Below are 14632 nucleotides of genomic sequence, written 5' to 3'. Positions count from 1 at the left end.
AGGGTCGTTCGAGACCAGGACGTTGATAGGCTGGGTGTGGAAGTGCAGTAATGCATTAAGCTAACCAGTACTAATTGCCCGTACGGCTTGTCCCTATAACCTTGGTAGTCCAGGGTTAGCAAGAGTTCAGCTGTTGTTGATACAAATACGACCCCAAAATAAAAACTACTTCTTCCAGATTCAGAGTCTCGTTGCATGTGCAACGAAGCTCGTACAAGTTATGCCTGATGACCATAGCAAGTCGGTCCCACCCCTTCCCATCCCGAACAGGACCGTGAAACGACTTTGCGCCGATGATAGTGCTGCAACCAGTGTGAAAGTAGGTTATCGTCAGGCTAGTTATATAGAAAAGCCCCGCTCAGTGATCTGAGTGGGGCTTTTTGCTTTGGGCGATCGATAGGTCGCGGCTTTCCAGGCAAGGCGGGACTTGGCGATTCTGTTGCCCAACATCAGCATCAACCAGCCGGCTCTACGCCAACATTCTCCATGGACCACTACTGGAGAATCACTATGTCAGATCCCATCGACCAGACCGCATTGAACGCCAGACTCATGACGCCCATCGCCGCCATTGTGGACAAACAACGCGCCACGCTCGCACCAATGCTGCACGGCGGCACGGCCCAGGCGGCGCAAGCTGCGCTGCGCGACGATGAATGCGTGCGCAGGATCGCCACGTTCTGCTATCCATTGCTGCCGGGTCTGATACGCCTGGCCGTCAAGGAGCCGACCTTCGTAAATTTCATCCTGAATAACCGCGAAAAAGTCCTCGCGCCCCTCACAAGGCCGACATAACCTACTGCCCCGTTACCGTCACCGGTTCAACCGTCTTGGCCACGCCGCGGCTCTGACTGATGCTGTCGCCATCATCGCGGCGCAGGCGCCAGAACACCAAGGAAGAGAACAGCGTCAGTATCGCCAGCGCCATGAAACCGTGGTGTATCGCTTGCGTCACCTGGCCCCCATTGGTCTGGGACACGTCACCAAGGAACCAGGCAGTGACGATCGATCCTGCCGCCAGGCCAAAGCTCATCGACAATTGCTGCAGCGAGCTCGAGATCGTGCTTGCCATGCTCGAGTCCGCCGGTTCAATGTCGGCGTAGGCCAGCGTGTTCATGCTCGAAAACTGCAGCGAGTTAAAGAACCCCAGCATCAGGCTGATGCACACGATCATGATCAATGGCGAGCCGGCATCAACCAGCGTGAACATGGCGATGGTGACGCCAATCATGATCGTATTGGCCAGCAGCACCTGGCGATAGCCGAAGCGCGCCAGCAGGCGCGGTGCGAACAGCTTCATTCCCATTGCCGCCAGCGCCGATGGCATCATCATGAGCCCCGACTGCCACGCCGGCATTCCCAGGCCCAGCTGGTACAGCAACGGCAGCAGGAACGGCAGGCCACCGACACCCAAGCGTGTGACGAAGCCACCCAGCACAGCGATGCGAAACGTACGCACCTTGAGCAGCGTCAGGCGCAGCAATGGAAACTTCGTGCGGCACGCATGCCAAGCATAGGCGCCGAGCAAACCCAGTGCCAGCAAGAACAGCAGACCGGCCGTGATGCCGTCGAGCGTGTGCTCGCCAAACACTTCTAGCACCCACGACAGCAAGGCCGTGCCGCTGCTAAACAGCAGCAAGCCGGCCACGTCGAGCGGCCGCCGCTGCTCCGCACGGTAATCCGGCATATGCCGCCACACAAAGTACAGCGCAATCAAGCCCACTGGAACATTGACGAAGAAGATCACACGCCAGGTGGTCCAGTGCACGATCAGCCCACCGATTGTGGGGCCCAGCAATGGACCGATCAGCGCCGGGATGATCACGAAGTTCATCGCTCCCAGTAACTCGTTCTTGGGAAACGTACGCACGATCGAAAGACGCCCGATCGGGATCATCATCGCGCCGCCCAACCCTTGCAGCAGGCGCGCGGCCGTCATCATGCGCGCATCGACCGACAAGCCGCACAACACGGACGCAAAGGTGAAAATTGAAATTGCGGTAAAAAACACGCGTCGGGTACCGAAGCGATCGGCCATCCAGCCACTGAGCGGAATACCGACAGCCAGGCCCAGGATATAGCTGGTGACGACGGATTTGAGACTGAGCGGTGTGACGCCAAGACTGGCGGCGATGCTGGGAATGGCGGTATTGACGATGGTCGCGTCCAGCTGTTCCATGAACAGCGCGATGGCGACGAGCCAGGGGAGATAGCGTTTGAGGGTGGGCGAAGGAGTCAATCGGGCCTCGACAGCAGCGCGCGGACTACGCCGCGAAAGGCCCGATTGTGTCACGAAATGCTATTTACCCGCGCCGTGTACCCGCGGCCGGGGCGGGTGTCACGCGGGTAATAAAACCCATCAGAAGCGGTAGGCTGCCTTTGCGACGAGCCAGTTCGCGCCGGCGTTCGGGCTCTTGATGCTGCCGTTCGAATAGTGCTGGTATTTCAGGCCGAAATCCCACTTGGCGGTGGTGTAGCCCACGCCGATATGGTCGCCGAACTGGAACGCGGTCGACAGTTCCTTGTCTTCATTCTTGTACAGCGTCGACAGCAGGTTCAGGCCGATACCGATTTCGCCATACAGACCCAGCTTGTTGTCGTTCTGGTAGCGGAATACCGGGGTAAAGCCCAGCACGCCGATGTTCTTGTTGCGGCCGCGCACGTTCTCGTACGAGTTCAGACGCCACAGGGCCAGATTCGTTTCAAAGTAACCCGACAGATGACGGCCATTGCCGGCGAACCACTGCTTGTCCCAGTCCGACTGGATCGCGACGCGGCCCATGCGCTGCTGCGGATTGGTGCCGTATTCGAACGAGACGGAATCGATATAGCCGTTGCCCACGGTGGACTGGGCGAACGCGGCAGGCGCGCACAGCGCGGCGCTGGCCAGCGCCAGCAGGCTGATTTTTTTGAGAGTGAACATGGTCTACCTGGAAAGGGTGGGGGATGACATTTTGGAATAATGCGGTATTGTACTAGCGAGAACAATAGCGTGCTGCCAGCCACGCAAGCGGGCGGCGCGGGTATCATAGGCGCCCGCCGCAACAATATCGATCAATCACCATGACCGAACCAACCATCACCCCCCTGTATCCTTTGAGCGCGCCGATGCAGCGCCAACCGGAATCCGTCGTGCTGCCGCACGACCCGGTCGGCGAACACATTGCCACGCACCTGGGCGCACCCGCGATGTTCTTCCACGAGACGGATGACGGCGCGGTCCGGGTCGATATCCACGTGATCGAACCGACGGCCGACTTCCCCTACGTGCGTCTCATAACATCGGGCATGAGCAAGCGCCCGATGACGACGCCGGAAGGCGCGCCGCCGTTCGCCGAACTGATCATGACGCTGCCGGCGAACTGGCAGCTCGACGAAGCGTCGATCAAGGAAGAGCGCTGGTACTGGCCGGTAGCCCTGATGCGCCACCTCGCGCACTATCCCCACAACCAGGGCACCTGGATTGGCCTGGGCCATGCGATGCCCAATGGCGCACCGCCCAAGCCCTACGTCGATGGCGTGGACTTTTGTGGCGCCATCCTGTTGCCGCCAGTGTCGACGCCGGAACCGTTCCACTCGGTGACGGTCGAAGGCAAGGACATTTACTTCCACTGCGTCGTGCCGCTGTTCAAGGAAGAACTGGATCTGGCGCGGCACCAGGGGTTTGCCGCCCTGATCGACAAGTTCAACGACAAGGACGTGACCGATGTCGTCGACCCGGCGCGCAAGAACACGGTCAAGAAAAAATTCCTCGGTCTGTTCTAGGCACCGTCAGGCAGGACCGGGCGCGATGCCCGGCCCGCCACCTTGTCAGGCAACCGGCAGACTCGTCTCCGCCAGGCGTACCCAATAGCTCGCGCCAATTGGCAGCAGGTTGTCGTTGAAGTCATAACTGGCATTGTGGAGCTGGCATGGTCCAAGACCGTGGCCACCCGTGCGATGGTCGCCATCGCCATTGCCCAGGAAGACATAGCAGCCTGGCTTGGCCTGCAGCATGAAGGCGAAATCCTCGGCGCCCATGGTTGGTTCGACATTCACATCGACCGCATCCGGGCCCACTACCGCGCGCATTGCCTCGATCGCAAACGCGGTCTGCTCGGTGTGGTTCACCAGTGGCGGATACTTGCGCTTGAAGCCAAAGTCGACCGTCGCGCCAAAGCCGGCAGCAATCCCGTCGGCCATTTCCTGCATGCGTCGCTCGATCAGGTCGAGTACCTCGGTCGTGAATGTACGCACCGTGCCGACCAGCTGTGCTTCATCCGGAATGATGTTGGTAGCACTGCCTGCGTGGATCTGGGTAATCGACAACACCGCCGTGAGCAGCGGGTTCTTTTCGCGCGAGATGATCGTTTGCCACGCCTGCGCGATCTGCACCGCCACCATGATCGGATCGATGCCGCGGTGCGGCTGCGCCGCGTGGGCGCCCTTGCCGCGTACGGTCACGCGAAACTCGTTACTCGACGCCATCATCGGCCCGTCGACCACGGCAAACGTGCCTTCGGCGATGCCTGGCCAGTTGTGCATGCCGTACACGGCGTCCATCGGGAAGCGTTCGAACAGGCCATCCTCGATCATGCGCTGCCCGCCGCCGCCGCCTTCTTCGGCCGGCTGAAAAATCAGGTACACGGTGCCATCAAAGTTGCGGTGCTGCGCCAGATAGTGCGCGGCGCCAAGCAGCATCGCCGTGTGGCCGTCGTGGCCACAGGCGTGCATCTTGCCCGCATTGGTCGACGCATGGGCGAAGCCATTGATTTCCTGCATGGGCAGCGCGTCCATGTCGGCGCGCAGGCCGATCGCGCGCTCGGACGTGCCGTTCTTGATGATGCCGACGACGCCCGTCACGCCCAGCCCGCGCACGACGGGAATGCCCCACGCTTCGAGCCGGTCGGCCACGATCTGCGCGGTACGGTGTTCTTCGTAGCCCAATTCGGGATGCGCGTGCAGGTCGCGCCGGATTGCCTGGATTTCGGCGAGTGACGCCAGGATAGGTTCAACCAGTTTCATGATGTTCTCCGCGATGGGGACCTCGGTGACGCTGCCGCGCGCTGCAGCGCGTCAGGCGCTGCACACAGGGGTTTGCTGGAGGCCCCTCGGTTGTCTTGCCACCCTTGCATGGCATGGTTTTAACTATTGTAGCGTGCCTTAAACAGACTTGTCAGGGGAGGTCACGAACCCCGTCCGAATCGTATAAAGTATTGGTTTAGCGCAGTTTTTTCAGTGCAGCCTGCATGCAAAGCCCAAATAACAATATGACCACCACCACCGTCCGTGCGACCTGTCCCCATGATTGCCCCGATACCTGCGCGCTGCTCGTCAAAGTCGAGAACGGCGTGGCCACGGAGGTCAAGGGCGACCCGGACCATCCCACCACGGCCGGCGTGCTGTGCACCAAGGTCTCGCGCTACATCGAGCGCACCTACCACCCGGATCGTGTGCTGTATCCGATGCGGCGCGTCGGCCGCAAGGGCGAAGGCAAGTTCGAACGCATCACGTGGGACGCCGCACTAGACGAAATCGCCACGCGCCTGACGGGTATCGCCGCGCGCGACCCCGAGGCGATCCTGCCGTACAGCTATTGCGGCACGATGGGCCTGGTGCAGGGCGAATCGATGTCGCTGCGCTTTTTCAATCAGCTGGGTGCATCGCTGCTCGACCGCACCATCTGCGCCACGGCCGGCGCGACCGGCTACCGGTATTCCATCGGCAGTTCGATCGGCACCGATCTCGAACAGTTCCAGAACGCCAAATTGATCCTGATCTGGGGTGGTAACCCGATCGCGTCGAACCTGCATTTCTGGATGCGCGCGCAAGAAGCCAAGCGCAATGGCGCCACCTTGATTGCCATCGATCCGTATCGCTCGCTCACTGCCGAAAAATGCCATCAACACATTGCGCTGCTGCCCGGCACGGATGCCGCGCTGGCCCTGGGCATGATGCATGTGCTGATCAAGGAAGACCTGCTCGATCACGCCTACATCGACAAGCACACGCTGGGTTTCGAGCCCCTCAAGGCGCGCGCGCTCGAATGGACGCCGGAACGTACGGCCGAAATCTGCGGCATCAGTGTCGATGAAGTGGTCAACCTGGCGCGCCTGTACGGCCAGACGGCGAAGAACGGCGAGGCGGCTGCGATCCGCGTCAACTACGGCATCCAGCGCGTGCGCGGCGGCGGCATGGCCGTGCGCAATATCGCCTGCCTGCCGGCCCTGGTGGGCGCCTGGCGCCAGCCGGCCGGCGGCATCCAGCTGTCGAGCTCGGCCTCGTTCCCGACCAACCGTCCGGCGCTGCAGCGCCCGGATCTGCTGGCCGGCCGTACCCCGCGCACGATCAACATGACCACGATCGGCGACGACCTGCTGCGCCAGAGCGCGCCCGATTTCGGCCCGAAGATCGAGGCCGTCATCGTCTACAACGCGAACCCGCTGGCGATCGCGCCCGATTCGCGCAAGGTGCAGCAGGGCTTCGAGCGCGAAGACCTGTTCACCGTGGTGCTCGAGCACTTTCATACCGACAGCGCCGACTACGCCGACATCCTGCTGCCGGCCACCACCCAGCTCGAACACGTCGATGCGCACCTGGCCTACGGGCACCTGTACATGATGGCCAATAACGCCGCCGTGGAACCGGTGGGCGAATCCAAGCCGAATACCGAATTCTTCCGCCTGCTTGCCGCGCGCATGGGCTTTACCGATCCGTGCTTCCGCGAGAGCGACGACGCCATCGCAGCGCAAGCCTTCAACAGCAAGGATACGCGGGCGGTGCACTTCGACTGGGAGTCGCTCAAGCGCACCGGCTGGAGCAAGCTCAACATGCCGGACGCGCCGTTTGCCGACGGCGGCTTCACGACGCCATCGGGCAAGTGCGAGTTCTTTTCCGAGAGCATGCTGGCCGACGGCCTCGATCCCGTGCCCACGTACATCCCGCCGTACGAGTCGGTCGCATCGAACCCCGAGCTGGCAAAAACCTATCCGCTGGCCATGATTTCTCCGCCGGCACGGAACTTCCTCAACTCAACGTTTGTCAATGTACAGAGCCTGCGCGCAACTGAGGGCGAACCGCACCTCGACATCCACCCGCTTGACGCTGCCGCACGCGGCATCGCGCACGGTGACATGGCGCGCATTTATAACGACCGCGGTTCGTTCCTCGCCCGTGCACGCGTGACCGACAAGGCGCGCGCTGGACTGGTGGTGGGCTTGTCGATCTGGTGGAAAAAACTGGCCACCGACGGCAAGAACGCCAACGAAGTCACCAGCCAGCGTTTGACCGACATGGGCCGGGCGCCCACTTTCTACGACACCCTGGTGCAGGTTGAAAAAGCTGCGCCCCCGACACGAGATGACGCCCTCTAGATTCTCACTGGCCTTCCGGCCGGTCATGGCCGCGGCAGCTGCGGCCCTGATGCTGACCAGCTGCTCATCGCTCTCGTACTACACCCAGGCCGCGCAAGGCCAGCTGCAACTGCTGTCCGACGCGCGCCCGATCGACGACTGGATCGCCGACACCGGCACCAGCGTCACATTGCGGCACCGGCTCGAGGCGGCGCGCCAGATCCGCCGCTTCGCCATCCAGGAAATGCAGCTGCCCGATAACGGCAGCTACACCAATTACACGAGCCTCAAACGCCCCTACGTGCTGTGGAACGTGGTGGCCACGCCCGAACTGTCCCTCAAACCGATCCAGTGGTGCTTCCCGGTGGCCGGCTGCGTCAACTACCGCGGCTATTACAGCAAGACCGACGCCCAGGCCTATGCCCGGCAACTGCGCGCAGAAGGCCACGACGTGGAAGTGGGCGGCGTGAGTGCCTATTCGACGCTCGGCTGGTTCAGCGACCCGCTGGTATCGACCTTCATTAATTACCCGGACGCCGAACTGGCGCGCCTGATCTTCCATGAACTGGCGCACCAGGTCGTCTATGTCGCGGGCGACTCGCAGTTCAATGAATCGTTTGCCAGCGCCGTGGAGCAGGCCGGTGTGGAAGCCTGGCTCGAACGCTTCGGCAACCCGGCCATGGCCGCGGCCTACGATCGCTACAAGGCGCGCAAGCGCGACTTCCTGGCGCTGCTGCTGCGTTATCGCGGCGAGCTCGAGCGCACGTACAAGAGCATGGAACCGGACGAGACCAAGCGCGCCACCAAGGGCCGTTTGTTCATCGCGCTGCAGAACGACTACCAGGTGCTCAAGGCAAACTGGGGCGGCTACGCCGGTTATGACCGCTTCTTTGCCGAGCCGCTGTCCAATGCCCATCTGGCCTCGGTGGCGACCTACAATGATCTGGTGCCGGCATTTCGCGCCTTGCTGCGCCGCGAAAAGACGTGGACGGGTTTCTACAAGGCCGTCAACCGGCTGGCCGCCCTCGACAAGAAAGAGCGTACCCGTGTGTTGGCGGGGTTGGCTGCGACGGGTTCAACGGGCCTGCAGGTGGTGCAGCGCACCATGAGCGCGCTGCCGTAGAGGGCCAGTTCCAATCGGCGTAAAAGCGCTTGCGCACAAGGGCGCTGCCCGATAGCATCACAACCAGCGATAGCAAAGGCATAAGCTTCGTGCGCACGCGAGCCGGCAACATAGCACGGCCGTCGACAAGAACGATCACGATCTTGAAAAAGATCCCGAGACAGAGGCAACCCATGGACAAGATTTGGCTGCAGTCGTATCCACCAGGCATGCCGGCAGAGATCAATCCTGATCAGTACTCTTCGCTGGTGCAATTGCTGGAAGAATCGTTCAGCAAATTCGCAGACCGCAATGCCTTTGTCTGCATGGACAAGTTCCTCACTTACCGCGAACTTGACGCGTGTTCGCAAAAGCTCGCTGCCTGGCTGCAAAGCCGCGGCCTGACGCCCGGTGCGCGCGTGGCGCTCATGATGCCCAATGTGCTGCAGTACCCGATCGCACTGGCCGCCGTGCTGCGCGCCGGCTATGTCGTCGTCAACGTCAATCCCCTCTACACCGCGCGCGAACTCGAACACCAGATCACCGACTCGGGCGCCGAAGCGATCATCGTGCTGGAAAACTTCGCCCACACCGTGCAGAAGGTGATGGGCAAGACGCCGCTGCGCCACGTGGTCGTGGCGAACATGGGCGAGCTGCTTGGCGGCGCCAAGGGCATGCTGGTCAACCTTGTGGTCCGCCACGTCAAGAAGATGGTGCCCGAGTTCTCGCTGCCGAACATGGTGTCGTTCAAGGACGCGCTGGCGCAGGGCGCCCGCATGACCTTCAAGCCGGCCACGCTCAAGGCCGGCGACGTCGCCTTCCTGCAGTACACGGGCGGCACCACGGGGCCCTCGAAGGGCGCCACGCTCACGCACCGCAACGTGATCGCCAACGTGCTGCAAAGCGAAGCGTGGTCGGCGCCGGCGCTTGGCGAGGCGGGCGGCGAGCCTTTGACAATCGTGTGCGCGCTGCCGCTGTATCACATCTTCGCGCTGACCGCGTGCGCCATGTGGGGCATGCGCATGGGCGCCCTGAACGTGCTGATCGTGAACCCGCGCGACATCCCCGGCTTCGTCAAAGAACTGGCCAAGCACCGCTTCAACATGCTGCCGGCCGTGAACACGCTGTACAACGCGCTGGTGAACAACCCCGATTTCGCCCACCTCGATTTCTCCGGCCTGCGCATCTGCAATGGCGGCGGCATGGCGGTGCAGAAGGCCGTGGCCGACAAATGGCGCGATATCACCGGCGTGGCCATCATCGAAGGCTACGGCTTGTCCGAGACGTCGCCGGTGGCCACCTGCAACCGCGCCGACGTGCTGGACTTTACCGGCACCATCGGCTTGCCGGTGCCTTCGACGGACATCGCCATCATCGACGATGCCGGCAACCCGGTGGCGCTGGGCGAGAGCGGCGAGATCGCGATCCGCGGCCCGCAAGTCATGCAGGGGTACTGGAACCAGCCGGCCGAAACCGCCAGGGTCATGACGGCCGACGGCTTCTTCCGCTCGGGCGACATCGGCATCATGGACGCGAATGGCTACGTCAGGATCGTCGATCGCAAGAAGGACATGATCCTGGTCTCGGGCTTCAACGTCTATCCGAACGAGCTCGAAGGCGTGATCGCCGGCCATCCGGGCGTGCTCGAGTGCGCCGTAGTCGGTGTGCCGGACGCCCATTCGGGCGAGGCGGTCAAGGTATTCGTGGTAAAAAAAGACCCGGGCCTCACGACGGACGACTTGCTGGCCTACTGCAAGCAGGAATTCACCGGCTACAAGCGCCCCAAATACATCGAGTTCCGCGACGAGCTTCCCAAGACCAACGTCGGCAAGATTCTCCGCCGCGCGCTGCGGGACGAAAAGCAGGCGGACACGGTGGCGTAAGTCACGGCGGATGATGGGCAACCAGCCGAAGCCGCCTGCGAGGCGGCTTCGGCGTTTTATTGGAACCAACAAGGAAGGCAGTGGAATACATGGACAAATTCTGGCTCACGTCGTACGAAACCGGTGTGCCGGCAGAGATCGATGCGACGCAATATCGCTCGCTGGCGCATCTGCTCGAGGAGGCGTTTCGCAAGTACGCCGACCGCAAGGCCTATGCCTGCATGGGCAAGTCCATCACGTTTTCCGAACTCGATACGATGTCGCAGCGCATGGCTGCCTGGCTGCAGGCGAAGGGCCTGAAACCCGGCGCGCGCGTGGCGCTGATGATGCCCAACGTGCTCCAGTATCCGGTGGCGCTGGCTGCCGTGCTGCGCGCCGGCTATGTCGTCGTCAACGTGAATCCGCTCTACACACCGCGCGAGCTGCAGCACCAGCTGACCGATTCGGGCGCCGAGGCGATCGTGGTGCTGGAAAACTTCGCCCACACGCTGGAGCAGGTAGTCGGCAAGACGCAGGTCAAACACGTCATCCTGGCCACGATGGGCGACCTGCTGGGCGGCCTGAAAGGCACGCTGGTCAATCTGGTGGTGCGCAAGGTCAAGAAGATGGTCCCGGCCTATTCGCTGCCAGGCGCGGTTGCCTTCAACAAGGTGCTGGCCGAGGGCGCGCGCCAAACCCTGGGGCAGGTTGCGATCGGCCACGACGACATCGCCTTCCTGCAGTACACGGGCGGCACCACGGGCGTGTCGAAGGGCGCAGTGCTGCTGCACCGCCACGTGATTGCCAACGTGCTGCAGAACGAGGCCTGGTTCGCGCCGACCCTGGGGCGCCAGCTGGCGGGCGAGCAGCCGCAGTTTGCCTGCGCACTGCCGCTGTACCATATCTATGCGCTGACGGTCTGCGCGCTGCTCGGCCTGCGCGTGGGCGGCATGAACCTGTTGATCCCGAACCCGCGCGACATCAAGGGCTTCATCAAGGAGCTGGGTGGCTACCGCATCAACATCTTCCCGGCCGTGAACACGCTGTACAACGGCCTGCTGAACAACGACGATTTCGCCAAGCTCGATTTCTCGGGCCTGATGGTGTGCCCGGGCGGCGGCATGGCCGTGCAAAAAGCGGTGGCCGACAAGTGGCTCAAGACGACGGGCATCCCGATCGTCGAAGGCTACGGCTTGTCCGAGACCTCGCCCGTGGTCACGGCCAACCGCTGCGATATCAGCGAGTTCACCGGCACCATCGGCCTGCCGCTGCCATCGACCGAACTGCGCATCCTGGACGATGCCGGCAACGCCGTCCCGTTCGGCACCGCCGGCGAGATCGCCGTGCGTGGCCCGCAGGTCATGGCCGGCTACTGGCAGCGCGACGACGAAACGGCCAAGGTCATGACGCCCGACGGCTTCTTCAAGACCGGCGATATCGGCATCATGGACGACAAGGGCTACACGCGCATCGTCGATCGCAAGAAGGACATGATTCTTGTCTCGGGCTTCAATGTGTACCCGAACGAAGTCGAGGGCGTGGTCGCGGCGATGCCGGGCGTGCTCGAAGTGGCGTGCGTGGGCGTGCCCGACCAGCATTCGGGCGAGGCGGTCAAGCTGTACGTGGTCAAGAAGGACGCGAGCCTCACCGCCGATCAGGTCACGGCGTTCTGCAAGGAGCAGCTGACCGGCTACAAGCGGCCGAAGTTCGTCGAGTTCCGCGAGACGCTGCCGAAGACGAACGTCGGCAAGATCCTGCGGCGCGAACTGCGCGACGAAAAAAAGCCGGGTTGATGCCGGCATAAGGTTCTGGAGGCCGCCATCATGGCGGCCTTTTTCACGACCGGATTACCGGTTCGCGATCAGCGATTCGAGCGGCGGCAACTGGCGCGGCTTGCGATCCGGGCCGGTGGCCACATAGGTCAGCGTCGCCTCGGTCACCTTGACCACTTCGGCCGCCAGCCGGTTGCGCTCGGCGTATACCTCGACGAACACCGTGATCGACGTGTTGCCCACCTTGGTGATATCGGCATAAAACGACAGCAGGTCGCCGACGAACACCGGATTCTTGAACAAAAACGAGTTCACGGCGATGGTCGCCACGCGGCCATTGGCGCGGCGCGTGGCCGGCAGCGAACCGGCCAGGTCGACCTGGGCCATGATCCAGCCGCCGAACACATCGCCATACACATTGGCGTCGGACGGTGCGGGCATGACCCGCAGTTCGGGCATCTTGCCGGCGGGGAGGCGAATGGTGCTGGGCGTGGTAACGGTATTTTCGGGCGTGGTCATCGTGAATTCTCGGTAAAAGCTACAATCGACCCGAATTGAACCACAAAAGTCTCCCCATGCGCCGCAATACCTCACTTCCGCCGGACCCTACCGGCATTCCCCGCAACGACTGGGCCACGCTCAAGACCCTGTTCCCGTACCTGTGGGTCTACAAGTGGCGCGTGCTGGCCGCCATGGGCGCGCTGGTCGCGGCCAAGATGGCCAACGTCGGCGTGCCGCTGGTGCTCAAGCGTCTGATCGACGGCCTGGCCATCGATCCCGCGCACCCGCACGCGCTGATGGTGCTGCCGGTTGGCGTGCTGATTGCCTACGGCCTGCTGCGGCTGTCGATGACCGTCTTCACCGAGCTGCGCGAATTTCTGTTCGCGCGCGTGACGCAGCGCGCCGTGCGCACCATCGCGCTGCGCGTGTTCCGCCACCTGCATGCGCTGTCGCTGCGCTTTCACCTGAACCGCCAGACGGGTGGCATGACGCGCGACATCGAGCGCGGCACGCGCGGCGTGAACTCGCTGATCTCGTACTCGCTCTTCAACATCCTGCCGACGCTGGTCGAGATCACGCTGGTGCTGGGCTACCTGATACTGAATTACGACATCTGGTTCAGCATCATCACCGCCGTGGCGCTGGCCTCGTACATCACCTTCACCGTGGTGGTGACCGAATGGCGCACGCACTTCCGGCGCACGATGAACGATCTCGAATCGAAAGCCAGCACCAAGGCGATCGACTCGCTGCTCAATTACGAGACGGTGAAATACTTCGGCAACGAAGACTACGAAGCCAAGCGCTATGACGAGGGCCTGAAGAACTACGAGAACGCCGGCGTGCGCTCGCAGACGTCGCTGTCGGTGCTGAACACGGGCCAGTCCCTGATCATCGCGACCGCGGTCACGCTGATCCTGTGGCGCGCCACGCAGGGCGTCATCAACGGCACCATGAGCCTGGGCGACCTGGTGCTGGTCAATACCTTCATGATCCAGCTGTACATGCCGCTGAACTTCCTGGGCGTGATCTACCGCGAGATCAAGCAAAGCCTGGCCGACATGGAGCGCCTGTTTGGCCTGCTCGACCAGAACCGCGAAGTGGCCGACGGCCCCAAGGCGCTGCCGCTGGATATCAAGGGCGCGCAGGTCGAGTTCTCGCACGTGGAATTCAGCTACGAGACCAAGCGCCAGATCCTGTTCGACGTCGACTTCACCATCGCCGCCGGCACCACGACGGCGGTGGTAGGCCACAGCGGCTCGGGCAAGTCCACGCTGTCACGCCTGCTGTTTCGCTTCTACGACGTGAACGGCGGCGCGATCAAGATCGATGGGCAGGACCTGCGCGACATCACCCAGTCTTCGCTGCGCGCGGCAATCGGCATCGTCCCGCAAGATACAGTGCTGTTCAACGACACGATCGAATACAACATCGCCTATGGCCGGCCCGGCGCCAGCCGCGACGACATCGTGGCGGCTGCGCGCGCGGCGTCGATCCACGACTTCATCGAAAGCCTGCCGGATGGCTATCAAAGCATGGTGGGTGAGCGGGGGTTGAAACTGTCCGGTGGCGAGAAGCAGCGCGTGGCGATCGCGCGCACGCTGCTGAAAGACCCGGCGCTGCTGATCTTCGACGAAGCCACGTCGGCGCTCGACTCGCGCGCCGAGCAGGCAATCCAGGCGCAGTTGAAAGAGATCGCGAAGAACCGCACGACGCTGGTGATTGCCCACCGCCTGTCGACGATCGCCGATGCGCAGCAGATCATCGTGCTCGATCACGGCAAGATCGTCGAGCGCGGCACGCACGGCGCGCTGCTGGCCGCGCGCGGCCTGTATGCGCAGATGTGGGACCGGCAGCTGGCGCGGCCCGACGAGGATGTGGCGTCGCCGCCGCTGGTGCCAGAAGCGTTTGAACGCGTGGACGGCGCAGCCGTCCACCCTACGGTATCCGGCGCGTAATCAAACCGTGTAAAACATCCGCTGGATCTCCTTGGTGCTGGTCGTTTTCGTCAACGCCAGCGGTAGGGTGGACGGCTCCGCCGTCCACGCGTCCAGCCAGCAGTGC

General features: G+C 62.7%; 11 protein-coding genes and 2 rRNA genes. 9 read left to right on the top strand and 4 right to left on the bottom strand.

Annotated features, from left to right (window positions below; all coding sequences use genetic code 11):
• The 3 genes from AC56LV_RS23750 to AC56LV_RS23740 form a co-directional block, all read left to right on the top strand.
• Window positions 1-95: ribosomal RNA gene (locus AC56LV_RS23750) — 23S ribosomal RNA — on the top strand; the annotation flags it as partial.
• Window positions 96-223: 128 nt separating this feature from the next.
• Window positions 224-336 (top strand): 5S ribosomal RNA (gene rrf / locus AC56LV_RS23745).
• A 174-nt stretch (window positions 337-510) separates the two neighbouring features.
• On the top strand, window positions 511-795 hold the full coding sequence (locus tag AC56LV_RS23740; RefSeq protein WP_499561333.1) for a hypothetical protein: 285 nt from the start codon (window positions 511-513) through the stop codon (window positions 793-795).
• Window position 796: 1 nt separating this feature from the next.
• On the opposite strand, the gene AC56LV_RS23735 is transcribed toward AC56LV_RS23740, so the two are convergent.
• Window positions 797-2239: a DHA2 family efflux MFS transporter permease subunit gene (locus tag AC56LV_RS23735; protein ID WP_499561331.1), complete on the bottom strand. Its 1443-nt coding sequence runs from the start codon at window positions 2237-2239 to the stop codon at window positions 797-799.
• A gap of 120 nt (window positions 2240-2359) precedes the next feature.
• A complete protein-coding gene (locus AC56LV_RS23730) occupies window positions 2360-2923 on the bottom strand; it encodes an acyloxyacyl hydrolase (RefSeq protein ID WP_499561330.1) in 564 nt (187 codons plus the stop codon).
• Window positions 2924-3063: 140 nt separating this feature from the next.
• On the opposite strand from AC56LV_RS23730, the gene AC56LV_RS23725 reads away from it, so the two are divergent.
• Window positions 3064-3765 (top strand): suppressor of fused domain protein, encoded by a 702-nt coding sequence (locus AC56LV_RS23725; RefSeq protein WP_499561328.1) that lies wholly within the window; start codon window positions 3064-3066, stop codon window positions 3763-3765.
• 45 nt (window positions 3766-3810) lie between these two features.
• Here AC56LV_RS23725 and AC56LV_RS23720 read toward each other — a convergent pair whose 3' ends face one another.
• The gene (locus tag AC56LV_RS23720) at window positions 3811-5004 is read right to left on the bottom strand and encodes a M20 aminoacylase family protein (RefSeq protein ID WP_499561326.1); all 1194 of its coding nucleotides are present in this window, start codon (window positions 5002-5004) and stop codon (window positions 3811-3813) included.
• 245 nt (window positions 5005-5249) lie between these two features.
• On the opposite strand from AC56LV_RS23720, the gene AC56LV_RS23715 reads away from it, so the two are divergent.
• The 4 genes from AC56LV_RS23715 to AC56LV_RS23700 all read left to right on the top strand — a co-directional run bounded on the left by AC56LV_RS23715 (window position 5250) and on the right by AC56LV_RS23700 (window position 12088).
• A complete protein-coding gene (locus tag AC56LV_RS23715) occupies window positions 5250-7352 on the top strand; it encodes a molybdopterin-containing oxidoreductase family protein (protein ID WP_499561324.1) in 2103 nt (700 codons plus the stop codon).
• A 25-nt stretch (window positions 7353-7377) separates the two neighbouring features.
• Window positions 7378-8454: an aminopeptidase gene (locus tag AC56LV_RS23710; protein ID WP_499561337.1), complete on the top strand. Its 1077-nt coding sequence runs from the start codon at window positions 7378-7380 to the stop codon at window positions 8452-8454.
• Window positions 8455-8627: 173 nt separating this feature from the next.
• Window positions 8628-10316: a long-chain-fatty-acid--CoA ligase gene (locus AC56LV_RS23705; RefSeq protein WP_499561322.1), complete on the top strand. Its 1689-nt coding sequence runs from the start codon at window positions 8628-8630 to the stop codon at window positions 10314-10316.
• Window positions 10317-10405: 89 nt separating this feature from the next.
• Window positions 10406-12088, top strand: coding sequence for a long-chain-fatty-acid--CoA ligase (locus AC56LV_RS23700; RefSeq protein WP_499561320.1), 1683 nt, complete (start codon window positions 10406-10408; stop codon window positions 12086-12088).
• A 54-nt stretch (window positions 12089-12142) separates the two neighbouring features.
• Here AC56LV_RS23700 and AC56LV_RS23695 read toward each other — a convergent pair whose 3' ends face one another.
• Entirely contained in the window at window positions 12143-12586 is a 444-nt protein-coding gene (locus AC56LV_RS23695) for an acyl-CoA thioesterase (RefSeq protein ID WP_183555969.1), read from the bottom strand.
• A 56-nt stretch (window positions 12587-12642) separates the two neighbouring features.
• On the opposite strand from AC56LV_RS23695, the gene AC56LV_RS23690 reads away from it, so the two are divergent.
• Window positions 12643-14526: an ABCB family ABC transporter ATP-binding protein/permease gene (locus tag AC56LV_RS23690; RefSeq protein ID WP_499561318.1), complete on the top strand. Its 1884-nt coding sequence runs from the start codon at window positions 12643-12645 to the stop codon at window positions 14524-14526.
• Window positions 14527-14632: the final 106 nt, after the last annotated feature.

The sequence above is a fragment of the Telluria sp. RB2R28 genome, assembly GCF_059685835.1.
This window is presented reverse-complemented; position numbering and strand designations above follow the sequence as displayed.

Coding starts and splice junctions, on each gene's coding strand:
- AC56LV_RS23740 (WP_499561333.1), top strand. CDS start 511: ATGTCAGATCCCATCGACCAGACCGCATTGAACGCCAGACTCATGACG.
- AC56LV_RS23725 (WP_499561328.1), top strand. CDS start 3,064: ATGACCGAACCAACCATCACCCCCCTGTATCCTTTGAGCGCGCCGATG.
- AC56LV_RS23730 (WP_499561330.1), bottom strand. CDS start 2,923: ATGTTCACTCTCAAAAAAATCAGCCTGCTGGCGCTGGCCAGCGCCGCG.
- AC56LV_RS23695 (WP_183555969.1), bottom strand. CDS start 12,586: ATGACCACGCCCGAAAATACCGTTACCACGCCCAGCACCATTCGCCTC.
- AC56LV_RS23705 (WP_499561322.1), top strand. CDS start 8,628: ATGGACAAGATTTGGCTGCAGTCGTATCCACCAGGCATGCCGGCAGAG.
- AC56LV_RS23710 (WP_499561337.1), top strand. CDS start 7,378: ATGGCCGCGGCAGCTGCGGCCCTGATGCTGACCAGCTGCTCATCGCTC.
- AC56LV_RS23690 (WP_499561318.1), top strand. CDS start 12,643: ATGCGCCGCAATACCTCACTTCCGCCGGACCCTACCGGCATTCCCCGC.
- AC56LV_RS23700 (WP_499561320.1), top strand. CDS start 10,406: ATGGACAAATTCTGGCTCACGTCGTACGAAACCGGTGTGCCGGCAGAG.
- AC56LV_RS23720 (WP_499561326.1), bottom strand. CDS start 5,004: ATGAAACTGGTTGAACCTATCCTGGCGTCACTCGCCGAAATCCAGGCA.
- AC56LV_RS23715 (WP_499561324.1), top strand. CDS start 5,250: ATGACCACCACCACCGTCCGTGCGACCTGTCCCCATGATTGCCCCGAT.